The 21,355-nt window shown below is 57.0% G+C and carries 18 protein-coding genes; 4 read left to right on the top strand and 14 right to left on the bottom strand.

Translation table 11 applies throughout. From position 1 onward, the window contains the following. Window positions 1-26 precede the first annotated feature (26 nt). The 14 genes from WFM49_RS01030 to WFM49_RS00965 all read right to left on the bottom strand — a co-directional run bounded on the left by WFM49_RS01030 (window position 27) and on the right by WFM49_RS00965 (window position 13,780). Window positions 27-1,430 carry a sigma 54-interacting transcriptional regulator gene (locus WFM49_RS01030; RefSeq protein WP_009456771.1) on the bottom strand — a complete coding sequence of 468 codons (1,404 nt, stop codon included), beginning with the start codon at window positions 1,428-1,430 and terminating at the stop codon, window positions 27-29. A 20-nt stretch (window positions 1,431-1,450) separates the two neighbouring features. Further along, window positions 1,451-3,523 carry a pilus assembly protein TadG-related protein gene (locus tag WFM49_RS01025; protein WP_021446901.1) on the bottom strand — a complete coding sequence of 691 codons (2,073 nt, stop codon included), beginning with the start codon at window positions 3,521-3,523 and terminating at the stop codon, window positions 1,451-1,453. A gap of 34 nt (window positions 3,524-3,557) precedes the next feature. Then, window positions 3,558-4,046: a DUF3613 domain-containing protein gene (locus WFM49_RS01020; protein WP_052159417.1), complete on the bottom strand. Its 489-nt coding sequence runs from the start codon at window positions 4,044-4,046 to the stop codon at window positions 3,558-3,560. A 25-nt stretch (window positions 4,047-4,071) separates the two neighbouring features. Continuing rightward, window positions 4,072-5,070 (bottom strand): tetratricopeptide repeat protein, encoded by a 999-nt coding sequence (locus tag WFM49_RS01015; protein WP_250755937.1) that lies wholly within the window; start codon window positions 5,068-5,070, stop codon window positions 4,072-4,074. A gap of 5 nt (window positions 5,071-5,075) precedes the next feature. Then, window positions 5,076-6,056, bottom strand: coding sequence for a type II secretion system F family protein (locus tag WFM49_RS01010; protein ID WP_026483227.1), 981 nt, complete (start codon window positions 6,054-6,056; stop codon window positions 5,076-5,078). Window positions 6,057-6,065: 9 nt separating this feature from the next. Beyond that, window positions 6,066-6,989, bottom strand: coding sequence for a type II secretion system F family protein (locus WFM49_RS01005; RefSeq protein WP_026483228.1), 924 nt, complete (start codon window positions 6,987-6,989; stop codon window positions 6,066-6,068). Beyond that, complete coding sequence (locus tag WFM49_RS01000; RefSeq protein ID WP_021446903.1) at window positions 6,990-8,324, bottom strand: CpaF family protein; 1,335 nt, start codon at window positions 8,322-8,324, stop codon at window positions 6,990-6,992. Window positions 8,325-8,351: 27 nt separating this feature from the next. Beyond that, window positions 8,352-9,629: an AAA family ATPase gene (locus tag WFM49_RS00995; RefSeq protein ID WP_336971253.1), complete on the bottom strand. Its 1,278-nt coding sequence runs from the start codon at window positions 9,627-9,629 to the stop codon at window positions 8,352-8,354. Window positions 9,630-9,646: 17 nt separating this feature from the next. Next, entirely contained in the window at window positions 9,647-10,981 is a 1,335-nt protein-coding gene (locus WFM49_RS00990; protein ID WP_009459514.1) for a type II and III secretion system protein family protein, read from the bottom strand. Window positions 10,982-11,065: 84 nt separating this feature from the next. Next, window positions 11,066-12,019: a Flp pilus assembly protein CpaB gene (cpaB, locus tag WFM49_RS00985; RefSeq protein WP_239054522.1), complete on the bottom strand. Its 954-nt coding sequence runs from the start codon at window positions 12,017-12,019 to the stop codon at window positions 11,066-11,068. Further along, complete coding sequence (locus tag WFM49_RS00980) at window positions 12,019-12,507, bottom strand: TadE/TadG family type IV pilus assembly protein (RefSeq protein WP_009459519.1); 489 nt, start codon at window positions 12,505-12,507, stop codon at window positions 12,019-12,021. The genes cpaB and WFM49_RS00980 overlap by 1 nt, the downstream gene beginning before the upstream one ends. Then, complete coding sequence (locus WFM49_RS00975; RefSeq protein ID WP_336971250.1) at window positions 12,504-13,043, bottom strand: TadE family protein; 540 nt, start codon at window positions 13,041-13,043, stop codon at window positions 12,504-12,506. The genes WFM49_RS00980 and WFM49_RS00975 overlap by 4 nt, the downstream gene beginning before the upstream one ends. Further along, window positions 13,025-13,528 carry an A24 family peptidase gene (locus WFM49_RS00970; protein ID WP_250755939.1) on the bottom strand — a complete coding sequence of 168 codons (504 nt, stop codon included), beginning with the start codon at window positions 13,526-13,528 and terminating at the stop codon, window positions 13,025-13,027. Before WFM49_RS00970 ends, WFM49_RS00975 begins: the two co-directional genes overlap by 19 nt. A gap of 66 nt (window positions 13,529-13,594) precedes the next feature. Then, on the bottom strand, window positions 13,595-13,780 hold the full coding sequence (locus tag WFM49_RS00965; RefSeq protein ID WP_254498952.1) for a Flp family type IVb pilin: 186 nt from the start codon (window positions 13,778-13,780) through the stop codon (window positions 13,595-13,597). A 761-nt stretch (window positions 13,781-14,541) separates the two neighbouring features. Here WFM49_RS00965 and WFM49_RS00960 point away from each other — a divergent pair. From WFM49_RS00960 to WFM49_RS00945, 4 genes are all read left to right on the top strand, one after another. Next, entirely contained in the window at window positions 14,542-16,215 is a 1,674-nt protein-coding gene (locus WFM49_RS00960) for a ShlB/FhaC/HecB family hemolysin secretion/activation protein (protein WP_442893022.1), read from the top strand. A 338-nt stretch (window positions 16,216-16,553) separates the two neighbouring features. Continuing rightward, window positions 16,554-18,293 (top strand): collagen-like triple helix repeat-containing protein, encoded by a 1,740-nt coding sequence (locus tag WFM49_RS00955; RefSeq protein ID WP_336971246.1) that lies wholly within the window; start codon window positions 16,554-16,556, stop codon window positions 18,291-18,293. Then, a complete protein-coding gene (locus tag WFM49_RS00950; protein ID WP_254498949.1) occupies window positions 18,290-18,880 on the top strand; it encodes a MarR family winged helix-turn-helix transcriptional regulator in 591 nt (196 codons plus the stop codon). Before WFM49_RS00955 ends, WFM49_RS00950 begins: the two co-directional genes overlap by 4 nt. A gap of 232 nt (window positions 18,881-19,112) precedes the next feature. Beyond that, on the top strand, window positions 19,113-21,122 hold the full coding sequence (locus WFM49_RS00945) for a collagen-like triple helix repeat-containing protein (RefSeq protein WP_336971243.1): 2,010 nt from the start codon (window positions 19,113-19,115) through the stop codon (window positions 21,120-21,122). The last annotated feature ends 233 nt before the right edge of the window (window positions 21,123-21,355 follow it).

Below are 21,355 nucleotides of genomic sequence, written 5' to 3'. Positions count from 1 at the left end.
CTTGATACACAGAATCAGCCCGTATTCTAAACGCGGCTTGTCGCATCTTGTGCCTTTATGTTGAATTTGCGCATCTTTTCCCACAAAACTTTACGAGAAATCCCTAAGACGGCGGCGGTATCCTGCCGTCGCCAGTTCTGGGTATCCAGAACCGAAATAATACGTGCACGCTCTTCCTGCTCCTGTGCGCTCAGGCTGATGACGGGCTCGGGCCGCTCCAGAATGGGCGCACCTTCAGGCAAAGCCAGAGCCGGGGCCATAACGGGGGCGTTGAAACGTTCCAGCACTTGCCGCAACTGCACCGACTCCCAGGCCCCAAACTGCTTGCTCATGACAGCAACGCGCTCCACCAGATTAGCCAGCTCGCGCACATTGCCGTTAAAGCGCATGCTACCCACCGCATCCAGAACCCATTGAGGGATGTCCTCGACGTCGCACTCCAGGGCCTGTTCCAGCAAGGCGCAGAAAATGGCGATTTTTTCCTGGGAGCCTCGCTGTTCCAGATTCGGAATCAGTAGCTCAACCACGGCCAAACGGTAATACAAGTCCGCACGGAACTGGCCTTGTTGCACCAGTCCCAAGAGGTTTTTATTCGTAGCGGCCACCATACGAAAATCAACCGGAATCTGTTGCGTTGACCCCAGACGCGTCACGGAGCGCTGTTCCAGTACTCGCAGCAATTTGACCTGTTGATGCAGGGGCAAATCCCCGATTTCATCCAGGAACAAGGTGCCTTGATCCGCCTGCTCGAAATAGCCTTTATGAGCACCTATCGCGCCTGTAAAAGCCCCTTTTGCGTGGCCGAAGAAGTGGGCTTCAAACAGGCCCTCGGGCACCGCCCCGCAATTCACCGGAACAAAGGGCCCTTGCGCTCGTGAAGAACGCTCGTGCAGCAATTGAGCGATACGTTCTTTGCCCACACCTGTTTCACCATGAATCAGTACACTGGCCCCGCTATCGGCGTACATATCGGCTTCAGCAATCAAGGCCCGCATCACAGGCGATACGGCTACTAATGGTTGAGGACCACCTTGCCCTTCTCGCTCGACCTGTGCGGTCAGCCCGGCCAGCTTGGCCACCAGGGTACGCAGCTCGGCCTGACTGAAAGACAGCGGCAAGGTATAGGAGTAGGCCGAGGGGTAAAAACGCGGGTCGTAGCCTCGGTCCTCCGAGGCCACCCAGATCACTGGAATGGCGTGCTCGACCAGCCACTGGTGCTGTTCAAAACGTCCCTGGGCCATCACACTGACGGACACCAATGCAACCGCATGGCGCGTGGGATGACGCTCGGCGTCCAGCACCAGGGAAGGCTCTACGCGCATGACCGCTACCGAACTGGGCTCCATGGCGCGCTCGGCACGCGTCACCAGATCGGAACTACCCTCCCAGACGTATAAAACGGGTTCATTACCCATAAAGCTGACGCTCATTGCTGTATTCGCCTCCCGCGCTATTGCACCAGATAGGCAGTACCGCACTGCACATCATGAAGTTTCACGTCGGCCTCGACCAGACTCAGGCCCAGCAGCTTCAGCAGCCCCTCCAGCAGAGCACTCAAGCCTTGCAATACCGGATCCAACAACGCGACAACCAGACTTAATACGGCACCGACCAGGTTGGAGTCTTTAAAGACCAGCACCTCTACCGCCCCTGTCCGGCATTCGCGCATCGCTTGCTGACCACCAATCCCACCAATCACGCAGGCCAGATCACTCAAGGGCGCACCCAGCAGGGTTGTCAGCAAATTATCGACAAAGCCCAGGGTTCCGCCCAGCACACCGATCAAGCCATTCTGGCTCATGGTGCGGGCCAGTTGATCCATACGCTCCTTGGACCAGTTCATCTCGTTCACGACCTCAGAAACTGAGCGGCCGGCCCCACCGCCCACCAGACTTTCCGCCATCTGACGCTTGCCGGACGCGCCACTCCAGGGGGTGTTCAGCAAATCACCCAGGATACCCGACAGAACAGCATCGGAGAGCAGACTCACACTGCGAGACAAATCCAGCTGAGTGGCGTTGACAGTTGCTTCTGAAGGCTCGCCCGGAGGCGCGGTCAACGTTACATGAACCGGATTTTTTGTATCAATTAAGGGTAAGGTGACTTTAGCGGTCAAAGGCAGGATACCCAACACATTAATCACCTGATGACGCTGAATTCCCCCAAACGATTCATCCTTGCAACTATTGCTAGTCGAGAAAAAATCCGAATGTGGGAACTTGCCCAGACACACGTTCACCAGCGAGGATTTGACCGCAATCGTGGCCTGATTCTCGGCAATCGGTGCGCGGCAGACATTAACCAACTCGCCGGAGGCTTGGGATAGCTCAATAATGACAGGCAGACTAACCCGCGTTCCCAGCGCATTCAGAACAAGACCCACCAGCGGAATCTTGGAAGTATCCAGATTCAGATAGACTCGCACACCTGCCGAGTTCGCTTTAGTGCCTATCCCGCCCATGGCGATGCTGGGCGGCTCCACAACCCGCACTCGCAAATCCAGGGCGTTATTGAACATATTGGTCAAACCGGAAGGCAGCGCAGTCAGGTTCAAATCAATCAGATTCTTGCCATTGGCCACCACCAGTCCCGTGTTGACCAGTTGCAGCACGTCCAGGTTCACATTCAAGGCCGACAAGGGATCCACACCATCGATCAAGGCCAGAATACCGCCCTCACCCAGCAGTTTGACGGGCAAATCCAGAGGACCGACGCCCAGCAACAAGCGGATGTATTCCTGCAAGGCCCCAACGTCCAGACCCAGTGTTTTTTGCTGGTCCAGCAAGGCCAGACTGGCACTTAGCAAATCGGCCAAAGTCAGTTGCTCCAGCCGGGCCAATTCTTCAGGTGTACCCACTCCTGCGATAACCGTGGCGGGCAATCCCAAGGCTTTCAACAAACCGGAAGGCGTAATCTTGGCATTGACCAAACCGGCCGAGTCCAGCACCGTCAACTGGTCCGGGCGCAGGCCCACGCCGCGCAGCAGGTTATAGACCAGACCATTGCGCTTCAAGGACAAAAGGCGACTGCCCACGGAGAAGGTCGCAACCGGCTCACTGTTCTTGGCGGTGGCAACCGCCTCAATCACCGAGGAAGTAAAGAAAGGGAACAGAGAAGGCGGCTGATAGCTCAAATGCACGCGCACGGAATCAGCGGGCAAGGAAGAAACAAAACGCTGGGCCGGATCACTGTGGCTGCTATTCCATTTACCGCAAAAGACTTTGGCACCATCGCCCGTCAAACCCGCAGCAGGCGAATCGGGCTGGCTATTCAGGCTGAACCTGGCCATGCTTTCACCTTGCTGGCAGCCCAGCGCATCCCCGGAACCCAAGGCCTGCGCCCCCGCCAGTGCAGCCAAGTCAGCCGCGTTTTGCAGCCCCCGCTTCACATGGAAGTTATGCCCCAGGTGCGCCGCCCCCAGCAACACCAGCCCCACCAGCAACGCGGCGGCTGCAGGCACAATAATGGAACCTTGCTGCTTATGTGCCTGCTCGCTCTGGGTTCGAGTTCTTCCCCATTTCATCTCGCTCTCCTGACCCACTCCAGCCCTGTGGGCTTTAATCACTACCGTTTGTTTTGATGCGCTCTTTCATGTACTCAGGAATGGGATGCTTGAAGCTCTCCAAATAGCGCTCCCAGGCCAGATTGGCTGCCGCACCATGCACCGGCAAGACCTTGCCTTCCCGGTCCGGGTCGGCCTGCATGCTGAGCAGGCTGCGGGTATCAGGCCCCACCTCGATGCGCGGCGGAATATGGCGGCGCTCGTTCTGTACATGCACAGGCAGGCCTTCCACTTCAGGCCAAGGGTGTACTTCCTCATCACTCAAGCGGTACTTCTCGTAAGGCTGACGCTCAGCGGGCGCTGTTTCTGCCGCCGGAGCGGCCGGTGTGTGCACACCCTGATTGCTGGCCGCTGCCGGGCTGGTGCTGACCGGGTAGGTGCTGGTGCCTGAAACCATGGTTCCAGTCAGCGGAGCTTGTGTCTGCGCCCAGGCACTACTGGCCATCAACAAGGTGCAGCAGGCCAAAATGCGGGATCGGTTCATTGCGATATCCTTGAAAAAACGGCAATCAATTCATTGACGAAGACACAGGGCCCAGGCTTTCCAGCAAGGGACGGTTCAAGCCCGCTTGCGTAGAAGAAACCACAACCGCAGCAGGACGAGCCACGGCCGGGTTTTGTGCCTGGGCGGATCGGTTCAAGACGACCTGGCCCATCGCCGTCGGAGTAGCCGGACTCAATGCCACCGCCTGGGCTCTGGCCTGCTCATCCTTTGCAGCCGCTGCCATGCGCAGCTCGTGTTGTTTCTGCATTTGCTGACGGGCGTGCAATTGCTCCAGATCCTGTCCAATCTGTTCGGCCATCTGCACAATGGCTTGCTGGGTTGCGGCGTCCATACCTGCTTGCTGCATCACAAAACCAGCCCGTTGCGTTTCCTGGCTGACCAGCAAATACAAGGCCATATTGCTCAGTATCTTGGGGTTATCCGGGGCCAGTTCGGCCGCCTTACCCAAGGCCAGACGTGCTTCCTGAGGGCGACCGGAACGCAAGTAGGCATAAGCCAGATCGCTTTGCACAATCGCATTCGTGGGGTCTTGCCCAGCCGCTTGCTTGAGGAAATGAGCAGCCTGATCAAAGTGTTCTTGCGAGCCAGCAATCAAACCCAAACCTTGATAAGCCCGTCCGGCCACGGGCGTATTCAACAGGGACTTGAAGGTGTGCGCTGCCTGCTCCAGCTGTCCGGTTTGACGCTGTGCTTCAGCCCGCAACACCATGACCTCCGGGTCTGCGCCATATTCCTTTTCCATGGCTTCGGCATAGGCCAGGGACGCAAAGTAGCGGCCCTGTTTTTGCGTCTCTTCCAGCATGCGTACCGCCATCTGCTTGTCAGTCGGTCTGCGCTTTTCCCAATGCTCAATTTCCTTGCTCTGCAAGAAGGCTTCCTGTTCCTGTTGCTGACGCACCAGCTCGTAGGCGGAGTCCGTGGTGGAACACGCCACCAGCAAAGTACTCCCCAAACCCAGCGCAGCCCAGCGCATCAAGGGACGAGTCCATGTCGACATTTTCATCAAAGTCACCCTCCGGCCACTTGGCTCAAGCCACGGAACAAGGCCAGAAAACCTGACCCCGCAGTAATAATCAACAAGGCAGGCAGCAAAGTCAGCACCATGACGCCCGTCATCTTTACGGTCAATTTGCCCACCTTGGCTTTCAGCTCCAGGCGACGCTGCTCGCGCAAGCGCACACCGAAGCGGTGCAAGGGTTCCTGCATCGCACCACCGTGCTGGTCCACCTGCACAATCAGGCGACAGATCACGGCCAGATCCTCGTTGGTAAAGCCGCTGGCAATCCGCTCCAACGACTGCTCACGAGTACGACCACGGGCATATTGCTCGACCGCAATGGTCAGCTCTGAGCCCATGACGGGAATCACGTCATGGAATTCGCGCTCGATAGTGTGCAAGGTCTGGTCCATGGACAGGCCCACGCCTTGCAACAAACGCAGCAAATCCACAAACAAGGGCAGCTCGGCAGCGATACGCATACGACGTTGCGAAACACGACGCGCCAGCCACCATTTGGGCAGCATCCAGCCCAGGGCAAAGCCAATGAACACAGACACAAATGGCACGTACTCATTCAGCCTGCGAGTCATGGGCAGCAAGCTGAACAGGACAATCAGAACAATGCTCAGGCCGACTCGACTCAGGACGAAATACTGCCGCGCCACATCAATGTGCTTGAAGCCTGCATTCATGATGAGTACGCGATCTTCCTCGCTAAGCAGACTGGACCCGAAGCGCCCTTTCAGCCAGCGCTCGCCCAGGCTGCCCGCCTGCATCTTGATCTGTTCCACCGTCTGGCGCGACTGGCTGGGCGCCTGCGTCATGTGCGGCGCGCCTTTCAGGCGTTCATCCACCGCCTGGCTCAAACGCATGGCTTGCTGACGCTGCTGCCAATGGTTGTGAAACCACAAGGCAAACAGAATCAGGCCAGCCAGAGCGCAAGCCACAGCTCCCCAGACCAGAACGGTTTGTGCTTCCAAGGCCATCATGTCTTGCTCCTAGACATTGCGTGCCATCCAATACAGCCAATAACAGCCCACACACTGCAAGACTGCTGCGAACAGCAGCATGCGAAACCCCACCGGGTCGTTCCACATGGTCAGGAACAGCTCGTTATTGAAAATCAGAATGTAGACACCGATCAGGATCGGCAATAACGCCAGAATCCAGGCGGACAGGCGCACCTCGGCAGACAAGGCCACCAACTCGCTGCGGGCGTTTTCCCGGTCTCGCATGAAGCCGGCCATACGTTCCATAGTCTGATCACTACGACCGCCAAAACGCATTGCCACACTGATTACAGCGGCAACCAGAAAGAGCTCGTGCAAGCCGTGCTGACGCGAAACAGCACGCAAGGCCACATCCAGATCCTGCCCGGAGCGGTGCAGGGAATTTGCATCCTGCAATACCTGGCCCAGGGGTTGTGGCGTGTTGTCAGCCGCATTCAAAAAGGCCGCTCCCATGCTGTTGCCAATGGTGATCAAGCGCACCATCAGATCCAGAAAGTCCGGAATTTGAGAGACGATTTTGCGGTGACGCTTATCACTGCGAAACCACAGAAAGGTATAGGCGCCCAGTACGGTGGCAAGCAGCATGGCCCCACCTGCAACCGGCCCGACAAAAGCCAGCAACAAGGCAGGCGGCACCAGCGTGCCCAGCAAAAGAATCAGATAAAAACGGCGTGAAGGCTGAATGCCGGTGCGCAGCATGAACTCCCGCCAGCCCTTCGGTGCTCCCAACCAGGCATCCTGCGCACTGGGCTGGGCTCGTACGCTACTCTGTACCGCCGGGCGCAAAGCCAGCTGCTGCTCGAGCACCTGTGCCGAACGCTGGGCCTGCTGACGCTGGGCACCCTTGGCCCAGAGCAGTACCGCGCCCAGCATCAGAATCACAGCCGCCAAAGCGATATACAAAGCCATCATTTAGCGTCTCCAATCCCAGAAACCACCGCCTTCTTTAGGCGTGTTGTCCTGAGCCTGAACCTGCTCATTAGCCAGTTGATCGCGGTACTGCATCAGCTTGCGGGTATGAGGATGAATGCCCAGGCTGACCCAGCGATCCTGCTCGGTGCCATCATCCAGCACATAGGATTCGTGGCGATACAGCTCTTGCATGGCAATCACGCCATCGCCCATGCCGGTAACTTCTGTAATGGACAGCACCCGGCGCTTGCCATTGGGCAGGCGGCCAATCTGAATAATGAAGTCCAGCGCGCTGGCGATCTGTCTGCGCAAGCTGTCCTCGCTGCCCTGAAAGCCCGCAAACCCGGCCAGCATTTCTACGCGATACACACATTCGCGCGGCGAGTTGGCGTGGATCGTGGCCATGGAGCCTTCGTGACCAGTATTCATGGCTTGCAGCATGTCGATGACCTCGGCACCCCGCACTTCCCCCACGACCACCCGGTCCGGACGCATACGCAAGCTGTTGCGCAGGAGTTCGCGAATCGAGATTTCGCCGCTGCCGTCATACCCGGCCTGACGTGCTTCCAGGCGCACCACATGCGGGTGATTCAAGGCCAGTTCGGCGGTATCTTCCACCGTTACGACACGCTCGGTTTTGGGGATGTAAAAAGCCAGAGCATTGAGCAAGGACGTCTTGCCGGAGCTGGTCCCGCCAGAAATCAGAATATTGCAACGCGATTTCACTGCGGCTTGCAGCAGCCGGTCCACCGGCTCGTCAAACGCGCCCAAACGCATCAAGTCTTCAGGCTTTAGCGGGTCCTTGCGGAACTTACGGATAGAGACCATGGGGCCATCCACCGCCAGGGGATGAATGACCACATTCAGGCGGCCACCATCGGGCAAGCGGGCATCCACCATCGGAACCGACTCGTCCAGTCTGCGTCCCAACGGAGCCAGAATACGGCGCACGATACGCAGCACATGCTGATCATCCGTAAACCCACTGGGCTCCTGGCCCAACACGCCACCGCGCGACACAAACAGCTTGTCGTAACCATTGATCAGAATATCTTCAACCGCCGGGTCCTCCAGCAGGTCTTCCAAAGGCCCCAGGCCCGCCAGTTCGCGGGTCAGCGCCTGCACGATCTCGCGCACTTCCTGTTCGTTGACGGGCACCCGTTTCAAACGAACAAAGCTGGCCAATTCGATGCCAACAAAATCCTGTATGGCCTGCCGTGTCCAGCGACCAAACTCGGCTCCCAACTCTTCGATGCGAGCCAGCAAATGTTCATGGGCCTGTTCCCGGACCTGAATCAGGTCGGGACGCCCACCGAGCAATGAAGTATTGTTCATGCCTTACTTTTCCATGCTTGGGCCTGTTCAGCCCCCGAACCTGAATTTCAACCGTCCCAAAACCGTACTGACCTTGTTTTGTGACAGTCCCTGCCTGCGCCCCGTCAAACCCGATGCCAAACTTTGCAAGGCACGGGTATAGGGGTCCTTCTCATCTACTTGCACCAGAATCTTGCCCAGACCGGCGCTGCGCATATGCCCAAGACGCCGATCCGGCAGCACGGCGGCCAACTCCAGATCAAAGCGCTCGGCAATGGCCTGCCCAGAAAAACCGTAAGCTGGATCAAACTGATTCACCACCAGACGCACATTGGCCAGCGCATCGAACTGCGCACGCAAGGCCATGAACTCGGCCAGAGACACCAGCGCCCCCATGCTTTGGTCTGTGACCACCAGCACCTCGTCCACCAGCGATTCCAGTTCCACCAGAAAACGCGGATTGGGAAAACCGCCAGCATCAATCACCAGGCAGCCCATGCGTTCACGCAAATAACTGCACAAACCCAGCGAATCTTCCAGACTGATTTGATTCAAGGTATTCACATCGGCGGGCAAAGACAGCAGGTTCAAGCCGCTGCTGTGTTGTGCCAGTGCCGAATGCAACATGGTGTCGTCCATTCGATGACGCTGTGATGCCGCCTGAATGAAGTCAAATTCCGAACCCAGGCCCATGTACAAGGCACAGTCCCCGGTAGGTGCTCCCAGATCCAGCAAACCGACTCGCTCGGACAGCGGCACCAGTTCAACCGGCAAGGGCTTGGCCGACGTCAAACCTCGTACTTCCTTGCCCATGCGGTTCATTTCTTGTTGCAAGAGCCAGGCCAGACTGCTGGCAGCGGTACTGCAACCGACACCAATACGCGCGCCCATCAACAGCACACTGCGAAAAGGCTTGTCCAGCAAAGGGCTGTGCTGGGTCTGACCCAGCTTTTCAATCAATACCTGCAACTGATGATGCAGATCTTCGTTCGTGTCCAGGTTCAGGAACTCGTTGGCACCCGCCCGCAAGGCATTGACGGGGCCTTGGGGCACGGATGCCCGCCCTACCGCCACACGCTGCACACTGGCATCGAGCCGCGCCAGACTGCGAACCAAACCTACTACCTGTCCGTTCTCTTCCCCATGCTGTCCATGAACAAAGTCAAAAAACACCAAAGGTTCCGCTTGCTTGGCCAGCTCCCGGCGCAAACTCTCGGTCGTGGGCTCAATCGCCCTTACCGTCAGGAGCCCGGCAGCTGCCGTGTTGATCATCACAGCCAGCTCGGGGTGCTCTGTACACAAGAGGTATTCCCGATATCGTTGCACGTCACCACTCCACGCGCTTAGCGCGAAAACCCTGGCATCTGCTCGTAACCATGGCGGCCCAGCAAGAAGTAGCCCCAGGCATTGGGTGCGTCATCCAGTTTTTCCTGACGACCACCCGGCAAGGCAATCGTGGCGCCTTTCTGGATAGGTTTGATCAGACGGGGAGTGACGACAATGACCAGTTCCAGCTCTTTCTGGCTGTACTGCACGTTGCGGAAAAAACTACCCAGAATCGGCAAATCCCCCAGGAAGGGAATCTTTTTGACGGCAGCAGCGGTTTGGCGCGACACCAGCCCGCTGATGATGTAGCTTTGGCCATCACCCAGCTCAATAGTCGTATCGGCTCGACGGGTACGCAAAGAAGGCATCACACCGCCACCGGGCATTTGCACCACATTCGAGTAATCCAGATCACTGGCTTCAGGGGCAACCTTCAGGGCAATACGTTCAGGAGACAGCACCGTTGGCGTTACCGTCAGACCGATCCCGAAAGGTTTGTACTCCACCGTCGTTGTTCCCAAACCGCCCGAACTGGGGATAGGAATTTCGCCACCGGACAAAAAGCTGGCGCTATGACCAGACATGGCCACCAAAGTCGGCTCGGCCAGCACACGGGCCAGGCCATTTTGCTCCAGCAGATTCAAGGTCGCACTGAAGTTGCTCGAGTTGTACCCCAGGCTCAATCCACCCGTTAGAGCCTTGGGCAACAAGTTCACCCCGCCCGACCAGGGCTTGCCACCAATGGCATTGGCACTCAGGCCAATGTCTTTCATGACTTCGCGGGAAACCTCCACCACTTTGACTTCCACCTGCACCATGCCACTGGTGCTGACCTCGGACAGGTCCAGCACCGGCGCATCCGGACCAGCGCCGGAGCGTGCGGCGGCCATGGCATCCTGGTGATCCAGCAAAGAGGGGCTGCTACCCGTAATCAAGGACTGCTGCCCGGCGCTGGACACCTGCGCCGACATGGGGCGACCGGCCTGTGCCAGTTGCTGTTGCACTTGACTAGTCACCTCAATCGTCCAGCGATCCGGATTCGTGCGACCAGGCATCCAGACACGCAAATCAGCCGTACCCGCGCGTTTGCCGATCAGGAGCACCTCGCCGCGCTGCCCGGCCGATGCAGACAGAATTTGCACATCCGCCACGCTTTCATCGCTGATCGCCACACGCTGCGGAACTTGCGACAAGCGCAAAATATCCTGATCGTTGGCCACCAGACGTATCACCTTCTGACTGGCGCTGGTTTGAGCCGTTTGCGCCATCACCGGCACTGGTGCCAAACCCGACAAGCAGAGCGCATACCAGCACCCCAAACCCAGACCTGCTTTTTTGATTTTCTGTCTCATGTGTTTAATCCATGCTGCCCTGCGTCGCGTCTCGTCAGCCCTCACAGGCAGGCTGACCCGTCCCCACAACAAGCTCTGTATTGCTTAATACTGAATGACCTCTAAACGGCCCCCGCGAATAACTTCCGTGCGGCGCGGCGGCGCAGCATGCGGCTCTCCGCTGGCCCGGGCTCGTGCCTGCACCTGTTCTTTTTCGGTCTGGCTGATTGCAAATTCACGCAAGCCCAAACCGGCCATGGCGCGGTTATCCGGCAGTTTCAAGGCATCGCGCTGATCGGCATCCAGACCAGCACGCGCGGGAATCAGACCCGCAAATTCAGGGAACAAGGAAGCGTCCGGCAAACTCTCGTCCTTGGGAGCACGCAAGACCAGTTGCAGGCTGCCACTGCGGCTAGCCAGCAGGAGTTCATTCACCGACTCCAGGGGGACAGCCAACATGGCGTGGCGCGCCTGAGTCTCGGCACGATTCGTCGCATTGGCCTCTGCCGGATCTGGCCCGGACAGCGAAGCGCCGCCATAGGCCAGCACGCGCACACGCGACATCAACAGGCGGGCCTGGGTGTCATTGACTTCGTTGCCGCTGTTAAAGGTAATGAAGATATCGACCAGATCGCCCGGCTCTACCCTGTGGCTGGCGCCAGTGATCACATCAATGGGAATGCTGACGGCGCGCTCACCCTCTTCCAGATAGCTGGCCAGACTTTTGGCGATGAAGCTGCTTAACACTGGCTGCCCTTGGCCCAGGTCAAAACGCAGGGTTTTCCCGCTCAAGGCTTCCAGCGTGTTGAAAGACTGGGCAGGAGCCGCAGGCCACTGCGCCAATTCCAGAGCATCAGCCTGCAAGGTTTCCCCCGCTTTCACATCCCGTTTGAGCACGACCACCGCCTGCAAGTTGGCTGCTGGCTCTACGCTTTGCGTGCTGAGCACAGGCTGGACCACCTCGGGTTTGGGCTTCATGCCCAGGTACAAGGCAAACGCAACCAATACGGCTGCGATCAGCAATAAAAGGACTGCCGCCCCCTTCATAATGCCGCTCATTAATGTGGTCTCCTGAGTACGAGTAGTGTCTTGGCGCTTAAGCTGCGCAATTGATCTGCCTGACCCTCTTCAGGCCTGAACAGATCCAGGGTTTGAGAAAGAATTCCGGGTTCAAGCTCCAGCTTCAGGGAAAGCTGGGCGCAGTCATACTGAGGCTCCGAGGCACACGCCTGGGATTGAACATCCGCACTCAGGTCGCCAAACCAATGCAAGAACGCGTCGCTCTTGGCTTGGCCCCTGCCATAGTTCCTGGCCAGTTCCTGATTTATAAAAGGCGCGATCTCATCGGCGTTCTTGACCTGCATCGTCGCTTGGCGAGAAAGATCGCCGACCAGATGATCCATTTTTTGCTTGGCCAGAAACAAGGAACTGAAGGTGATGATGCCGCTGAAGATCAACAACAGAATCCCCACCATCAAGGCAAACTCGATGGCAGCAACGCCTTGCTGACGTTGTGCAGCAGGAAGGAAACAGGCGGCACGTGTCATGGCGTATCCCCCGCTGTGCCCACTTCACCGGCAACCAGCAGATTGATCTGCGCATTGCCCTTTAACTGTTCGGGCACAACCAGCGCAAACAAGGTATCGGGAGCAAAACGAGGAATCAGGGGGGCTTGCAGGTAGTCGTACACAATCCCCACACGCAGCTCATCACTGAGCAAATCCGTGGTGATGCGCACATGCTCACTGCCTACCCAAGTGCTTAGCCACTGAACCTGATCGGCGGCCACTTCCTTGGCCCGATTTACCCGTGCTTGCAGGCGATCCGGACTGAGCATGGGGCCACCCGGCCCAGCGCCTGGCTCCAGCAAAGCAGCGCGGGCACCGGATTCGGCCGCGAAATTAAGAGACTGCTGCGCGGTCATGATCAGACCGAACGTCAGCAAGCCATACATGAAGAGAAACAACAATGGAAAAATCAATGCAAATTCCAGTGCGTAGGCTCCGTATTGGTATTTTTTTTCTACGCCACGCCGTTTTGCTAATTGGCCCTCTCGTGGGGGCTTTATTGATTTTGCATCCATACCCACCCCATTGTTGCAAGGGATAACCAGGCCCCTAAAGGCACACTACGCGCCTTGACGCGGGTTCCCGGCAAAGCAAATCCGTACTTACGTTCCAAGGATGGAATCAGCACCAATACCAAGGCATGCAAACCCGCCAGTACCGTGCCAAACAACACCACCATGCCTGCTTCCTTCCACCCCAGGGCCAGGCCCAGCACGGCCATCAGCTTTACATCGGCCGCACCCATCAAACGCAATAACCAGATTGGATAAAACACGATCAAGGCGGCGGCAAAACCGATCAGGGAGTCCCCCCAGCCCGCCACCCATCCCCAGGGAAGGCCATAGGACACACTGACAAAAACCTTGTGCAACAGAACCGCCAAACCATAAAAAACTAATAAGGCATTAGGGATTTTCCGGAGCTTCAGATCGCTATAGATAATCTGAGCGGAAAAGAAAAGCAGAATAAAAATAAAGGAAAGCTTAATTAAAACGGGCATAAGCATCAGCCATTCAAGCTAAAAGGCACAGCCAGACCTGAATTGGCTGATGCTCAAACAAAGTGCTTACTCGGTTACCTTAGAAGCAGTAGTCAACTCATTAGTTACACGAGTAAACAACTCCTTCAAGCCATCACCTAGGAGCCCCAAAACCCCAATGATCGCTACTGCTACCAACCCTGCAATCAGGCCGTACTCAATAGCCGTTGCACCGTCTTCATCGTTCCAGAATTGCTGAAGTTGAGTCTTCATGACTGTCCCCATTCAAAAAGAAAAAATTACCCTCAACAGCGAGGATTCAAGGCCCCTTGGGGCACTACACTTTGCCAACTTTGGCAACTTCCACTGCTAACTGTTATCAATTTTTGTATTTTTCAGTTGAAATCATCTTAAACCCATGTATGTATCTGTTTTTACTAGGGTTTACGTGTAACAAACATCAAATACACAAACGAATTCTAGCCCAAAGATACGAAAAACGCATGATTGTGTATTTACAACAGCCAATTTCCCATAAAAAAAGGCCAAAAAACAGCTAATTTGAAACTTTTACTTACCCTTATTGTGTCGAAGTTTGTTAATGTTACCGTTTTTATCATTTCAAAATGCAACAAAAAAACTGACTGGCTACTGCTACAGAGCACCTGCAAGACAGCTTTAATTACTTGAAAGAAAGTAGGTTTTTTTCAATTTATTGCTGTTAGCAAGGGAAAACCCGCGCAGCCCCAACTAAGCATGAATACAGACATACAAGACTGTTTGCTAACGAGCTAAATCAGGGCTATTTTTTTTACGTTTCAAAATGTAATAGTTAAAGTGTTTTAAAGCACTAAGAGGAAATACCCTGCTTTCAAACAGCAAAAAGTGACAGCGAAGTTAAACTACGGCACAGTAGAAAAAAGCGCCCGATTTACAGCGAATAATGATTAATGAATATGAATCCCAAGCATCACTTGTCACTGGCCTTCCTTAGAAAAAAAAATCCCAGCCTGATTGTGAGCTTGGGATTATTTATGGGGCTGGCCACTACTGGTTCAGAAAGTTGGGCGGACGCCCCCTTGCGGGGGAACCCGGTCGACTCTTTGCCGCCCATCAATGCACCGGCCCCCAGCACGCGTGCGCCATCTCTAAACATTCCGCCCGCTGCCGCCCAAACTCAATTGCAGCAGCAACTACAACAGCAAGTGGTGGTGCGCAGCTTTGATGTCAGCGGCAGTCGCAGCATTCCTTTTGAACAGATCACCGCCATTCTGGAACCACTGGCCGGTAAAACGCTTAGCATTGCCCAGTTGATCAACGAGGTGAACAAGATCACCGCCCTGTATCAACAGCAGGGCTACCCCCTGTCTTTTGCCATCTTGCAGCAACAGGACTTTGCGCAAGGACACATCAAGGTCACGGTGGTGGAAGGCCATGTAGGCAGTGTTCGTATTGAAGGCGATCCAGGTCGCAGCCAGGCTCGCATCGAGCGTATCGCCAAAGCCATGGTGGATGAAAAGCCGCTTACCCAGCGCACGCTGGAGCGCACCATGAATCTGCTGCGCACCATTCCGGGCCTGAAAATAGATCCCAAGCTGGACATGCCCGTACGTACTGATGGCGCCTCCGAGCTGGTCATCAATGCACAGCACAAATCTTTCAGCGCAAATGCCAGCGTGGCGGAAATGGGCTCCAGCAAACAGGCTCTGGTGCAGTTAAGCGCCAATAGCCTGACGCCTCTGGGCGAACAGCTGAAGCTGACTGCCGCCATCCCCACCAGCTCTGAGGACGTGAAGTACGTCAGCGGCAACCTGACCATTCCCCTGACCGGTAATGGCTTGAATCTGGAGATTGATGGCTACCACTATCGCTCCAAGCCGCGTGATGAAGTTCTGGAAAGCCAGGGCTGGAACCGCAAGGTCATCAACGAACGTATCGGGGCGGCGATCAGCTATCCCTTTATTTTGAACAATCAACGCAGTCTGAAAGGCACGGCAGGTTTTTATGCCAGTCGCTCCCTGGACGACTACACCCACAAGACGCTGGACAATGTCTGGATCGAGAACACCACCGACGTACGCGCCCTGAAGGCTGAGTTGCGCTATACCGATGCCTCGCAGCGTCAATCTCGCGAGGTCAATCTGGGGGTGTACAAGGGTCTGGATGCCATGGGCGCCCGCAAGTCTCTGAACACCTACTTGCAACGTGACGCCGAGTCCGATCTGGCCTTGGACTTCACCCGCTGGACCGCCTCTATCAAGCAGAATCTGGCCTTGCCAGGGCAATTTGGCATGAGCTTTTCGGCCAGCGGCCAGTACAGCTCGAACGTCCTGCCAAACTCCGAACAGGTTTCTTTTGGTGCCTGGCGACATGGCTATGGCTATCCGCAAGGCGAGCTGGCTGGCGACAAAGGCATAGGCGCCACGCTGGAAATCAATCGACGCTTTACGAACTCCTCCACCTGGCTCAACAACATTCAGCCCTATATTGCCTATGACTGGGCACGCGCCTGGTACAACCTGGAGCGACTGAACAGCTATAACAATCGACGCCTGCGTTCCGCTGCCATTGGTGTACGGCTGTCCAATAACAAACACTATCTGTTTGACATCAACGTCGCCAAACCGCTGGGCGATTTGCCGGTTAACTCCGACAAACGCAAAGTACGCTTGAACACCAACTTTCTGTTCTTCTACGACGGTTTTTAGCAGGCATCCTGCCGGCACCCTTACTGCCGATTTTTCCCCAAGGCCATCGCAAGATGGCCTTTTTTGTTTTCCATTTCGGCAGATTCCGGCCTCAGGTGTTACGAAAAACGTTACGTAACAGGAACGGAACACCCCACAAAAACAGCCCTAAACACGCTCACACCGACCCTGTTTTTTGATGAAATCCTGATCCAAAAAAACCAGAAAAACTCACAACACACTGATTAACAACAATAAAAATAAAAAACAACAACAGAAACAGAACTTGGCACGCTACTTGCTTCATGTCTATCAACAGCCCTTGAAGGGCGTGCTTACACTTCAAATCGGAGTCAGACATGAAAGCAAGGAATTCAGCAAGAAACGCCTCGGTACAACGCAACTTGCAACGTGCCGTTGTCGCTACATTGGTCATCAGCGCCGCCGTTCTGGCCGGTTGCTCCTCGCGCGGCGGTGTTCGCGACGGCCTGGAGGTGTCGGTTCGCCCCCCTGTTGTTGACCCTAACCTGCCCAAGCCCGGTGACGGCGGTACCGGCGGTGGCGACAACGGCGGTGGCGACAACGGCGGCGGCGATAACGGCGGAAACAACGGCGGTGGCAAGGACACTAGCCTGACCCAAAATGCACTGGGCAATCTGGGCCAGGCTGTCGACAACGTAGTGCCTTTGAACCTGAGCAAAACAGGCAATCAACTGGGCAAAACGCTGGATGGCGCGCTCAAACCCGTTACCAATATCGTGACGGATGCCACACGCACCGTCGGTGGTGTGACCGGACTGGGACAACCCGTAAACGGCTTGACCACTCAAGTCGGCGGTGTAGTGACCAATCTGGGCGATCAACTGGGCAAAACCGGCCTGCCCCTGAACCTGGGTGAGGGTGCGGGCCGTCTGCTGTCCCACTTGGGTCAAGCTGTGGGTTCGGTCGGCGGCTTGCTGGTCAACGATCCCAAGAATTCCAATCCACTGGGCAACACCTTGCACCACGCCACCAAAGGCATAGAAGAGCTGACTGGCTCCTTGCTGGGAGAAGGCAGCCTGCTGCATCCATTGACAGCGCAGCTAGGCCTGGGGGGTATCTTGCTGGCAGAGGGGGGAGAACCTGTCCTGCAGCCTGCACTGGGCAATATCGGACAAACCGTAGATAACATTCTGCCACTGGGGCTGAACCCGATTCTGGGTGATGTGGGCGGTGCTTTGGACAACACAGTGGCACCAGTGGTTGCCACTGTCACCAATGTGACCCAACAAGTGGGAGATGGCCTGGGTGTTGGCCGACCGATCAACGCCTTGCTGGGCGGTGTAGGCAGCGCCCTGAGTAATGTGGGCAGCCAACTGGACAATGCAGCACCTCTGGGGCTGAGCGGTGTGGTAAGCAATTTGGGTCAGGCCGTCGCCTCGGTGGGTGGTGTACTGCACAAGACTGATGCAAATACCAACCCCCTGGGTAATACCTTGAATCACGCCACCCAGGCCGTCGCCTCCCTGACGGGCGGACTGGGCGGTATCACGGGTGGAGAAGGTGGTGGCTTGCTGGCACCCGTTACCGGATTGTTAGGTGGTGTGGGTGGCGGCGAAGGTGCTAGCGGTGGATTGCTGGCCCCTGTCACCAGCTTGGTCGGTGGACTAACTGGTGGCTTGGCTGGCGGCGACGGCGCGAGCGGTGGCTTGCTCTCCCCTGTCACCAATCTGGTCGGTGGATTAACTGGTGGCTTGAGTGGCGGTGACGGCGCGGCCGGCGGCTTGCTTTCTCCCGTCACCAATCTGGTGGGCGGTTTGACTGGCGGCCTGACGGGTGGTGATGTCTCCAACGGTGGCTTGCTGGCTCCTGTCACGGGTCTTTTGGGCGGCATCACAGGCAGTGTTTCGATCGGTGGTGGCGCAGCAGCAGAAGGTCAGGCTGGTGGTGGATTGCTGGCACCCGTTACCGGTTTGGTCGGTGGTCTCGTCGGTGGCCTGACAGGTGGCGTCAACGTACAGGCAAACGCTGGCGCAGCCGGCGGCGAACAAGCCAATGGTGGTTTGCTGTCCCCGGTAACTGGTCTGCTCGGTGGCTTGCTGGGAGGTGGCCGGAAATGATGAATAAAGTCATGAACCCGGTCAGTTTGCCAGTGAGCTTTCATCCTGGCGCCCAAGGCACCGGGGCCCGCTCCAACTGGTCCTCACACAACGATGAGCAAAGCATGTTGTCAGAAAAGATGTTGATGGATCTGGGAAAAATGCTGGGCCGTCAGTTCACCATCTACGCAGAAGCCCTGAAAGCCAGCTTGGCCGAAGAAGCGAATATCCCCTTGAATGATTTCAAAGCACTGGAATACATCATGGAATTCGATGCATTGCCTACAGGTCAGTTGGCTCATTTGATGGACTTGAGTGCCAGCGGTGTCAGCGCCCTGATCAACCGCCTGGAACACAGGGGCTACATTACCCGCGGCCGCCACCCCCTGGACAAGCGTGTGATTGCCTTGCATCCGGTAATGGACAAATGCCGTGAAGTCCTGGCTGTGAAGGAACGTGCTATCAACCAGGCAATCAACACGGCAGCGAATCAAAACCCTGCCCAGCTGATTGCCATGTACGACTTTCTGGTCGACAGCATGAGCACCTTCAGGCAAAACACCAAAGCCTGGCTGGATGCCAAGGCCCTGGTGCCACGAGCCTGCTGAGCACCCTGCTCGGCCCCTACGGAACCGCTGCTTGTCAGCGGTTCTTTTTTTGTTACGTAACACGTTCCGCCCAGCCCCCAAAACCCGTAACAAATAGCCCTCTTTTTTTCCTCTACTTTTCACCAAACCCAGCTTACATGCGGCTTGCAGGCAATCCAACAAATTGGCACGTGAATTGCTTAACTAGACTCAGGAAGCAAGCAAGTCCCCCGATCATTTATTGGAGCAAGCAATGCATAAAAATACAGACAGCAAGAAACCAGGCCTGCGCCTGACACTCCTGGCCACCCTGATGGCCAGCACTTTAGCGCTGACTGCCTGCGGGAGTTTATCCGGTGGTGGCAGTAGTGGCAGCGGTGGCGGCGGATCGGAAACCCCCACCAATCCAGGCCCAGGCACTGGTGGCGGCGACAACGGTGGTGGTGACAACGGCGGCGGCGATAACGGCGGCGGCGACAACGGCGGTGGTGACAACGGCGGTGGTGACAACGGCGGTGGCGATAACGGCGGTGGCGACAACGGCGGTGGCGACAACGGCGGCGGTGACAACGGCGGTGGCGATAACGGCGGTGGCGATAACGGCGGCGGTGACAACGGCGGTGGCGATAACGGCGGCGGTGACAACGGCGGTGGCGATAACGGCGGTGGCGATAACGGCGGTGGTGACAACGGCGGCAATCCCCCCACGCATACACCGGGCCCACTGGAAACCACTCTGAATAATGTAGGTGAAGCCGTCGACAACGTCCTGCCAGTCGGCTTGCAAGATACCGGCGGCAAACTGGGCAAAACACTGGATACCGTAGTCGCTCCTGTCGTGGACACGGCAACAGGCCTGACTCAACAAATTGGTGGCGCAACCGGCTTGGGCCAACCCATCAATGGTCTGACACAGCAAGTTGGCGGCGTCGTCACCAACTTGGGCGAGCAACTGGGTAACAGCGGCCTGCCCCTGAATCTGGGCCAGGGTGTTGGAGGCTTGCTGAGCGGTCTGGGCAATGCCGTGGGCAGCGCAGGCGGCCTGCTTCACGCTGACGCAAACAACCCTAAGCCGCTGACAGCCGTACTGGGCCATGCAACCAGCGGTGTTGCTGCACTGACAGGCTCCCTGCTGGGTGAAGGCAGTCTGCTGTATCCCCTGACAGGACAATTGGGGCTGGGCGACTTGCTCAATGGTGCTGATGCAGCCCCTATCCTGGAACCTGCCTTGGCAAATGTAGGCCAGACAGTCGACAACATTTTGCCCATTGGCTTGAACCCCATCCTGGGCAATGTCGGCGAGACCCTGGACACCGTAGTCGCTCCTGTTGGTGCAACGGTCACTCATGTCACCCAACAAGTGGGTGACGGTCTGGGTGTTGGTCAGCCTATCAATGCTTTGCTGGGTGGCGTAGGCAGCGCCCTGAGCAATGTGGGCACGCAGATTGATGGCGCAACCCCTCTGAATCTGAGCGGCACCGTCACCCACCTGGGTCACGCTGTTACCTCGCTCGGTGGCCTCTTGCATAAAACAGATACCAACACGAACCCGCTGGGCAACACCCTGAATCACGCCACACAAGCTGTCGCCTCCTTGACTGGCGGGCTGACAGGTAACGGGGAAGGCGGGCTGCTCTCGCCAGTAACCGGCTTGCTCGGCGGACTGACTGGCGGTTTGGGCGGTGGTGATGCTGGCAACGGTGGCCTGCTGTCCCCCGTGACCGGCCTGCTCGGTGGTTTGACGGGTGGTCTGGGTGGTAGCGATGCAGCCAACGGTGGCTTGCTGGCTCCCGTGACGGGCCTGGTCGGTGGTTTGGTAGGCGGCCTGGGCGGCGGTGATGCAGCCAATGGCGGTTTGCTGGCCCCCGTGACGGGCCTGGTCGGTGGTTTGACTGGCGGACTGAGTGGCGGTGATGCAGCCAATGGCGGTTTGCTGGCGCCCGTGACAGGCCTGGTCGGTGGTTTGGTGGGCGGACTGGGCGGCGGTGATGCGGCCAACGGCGGCTTGCTGGCTCCTGTCACGGGTCTGGTCGGGGGTTTGACAGGTGGCCTGGCAGGCGGTGACGCTGCCAATGGCGGCCTGCTAGCACCTGTGACCGGCCTGGTCGGCGGACTCCTGGGCGGCGGTGCAACCGTTTCCGTAGATACCAGTGCCTCGGGTAGCGTCAACGCTGGTGGTGGAGCCGCTGCAGGCACCAACAATGGCGGTTTGCTGGCACCGGTAACCGGACTGCTCGGTGGACTGCTGGGCGGCCCTCGCTAAGCACAGGGGATGGGGCGTACACCGCCCTATTCCTTAACCCCAGGATCTTCCTAAGTCCTGCTTGAAATGGCTGAGCAATCCTGATCACCAGATGGAGTAAGTCATGACTACAAAGACACGCTTTGCCTCCAGCAGGATCATTTTGCTCGGCCTGGCAGCTAACCTGGTTTCACTAAGCGCGCAGGCTGACATCGTGGGTGTCAACAGCCTGCCCCTGCCAGTATCCAGTACAT

Source organism: Alcaligenes sp. PF14, from assembly GCF_037150615.1.
In the GTDB taxonomy this organism is placed as follows: domain Bacteria; phylum Pseudomonadota; class Gammaproteobacteria; order Burkholderiales; family Burkholderiaceae_B; genus Alcaligenes; species Alcaligenes phenolicus.
This window is presented reverse-complemented; position numbering and strand designations above follow the sequence as displayed.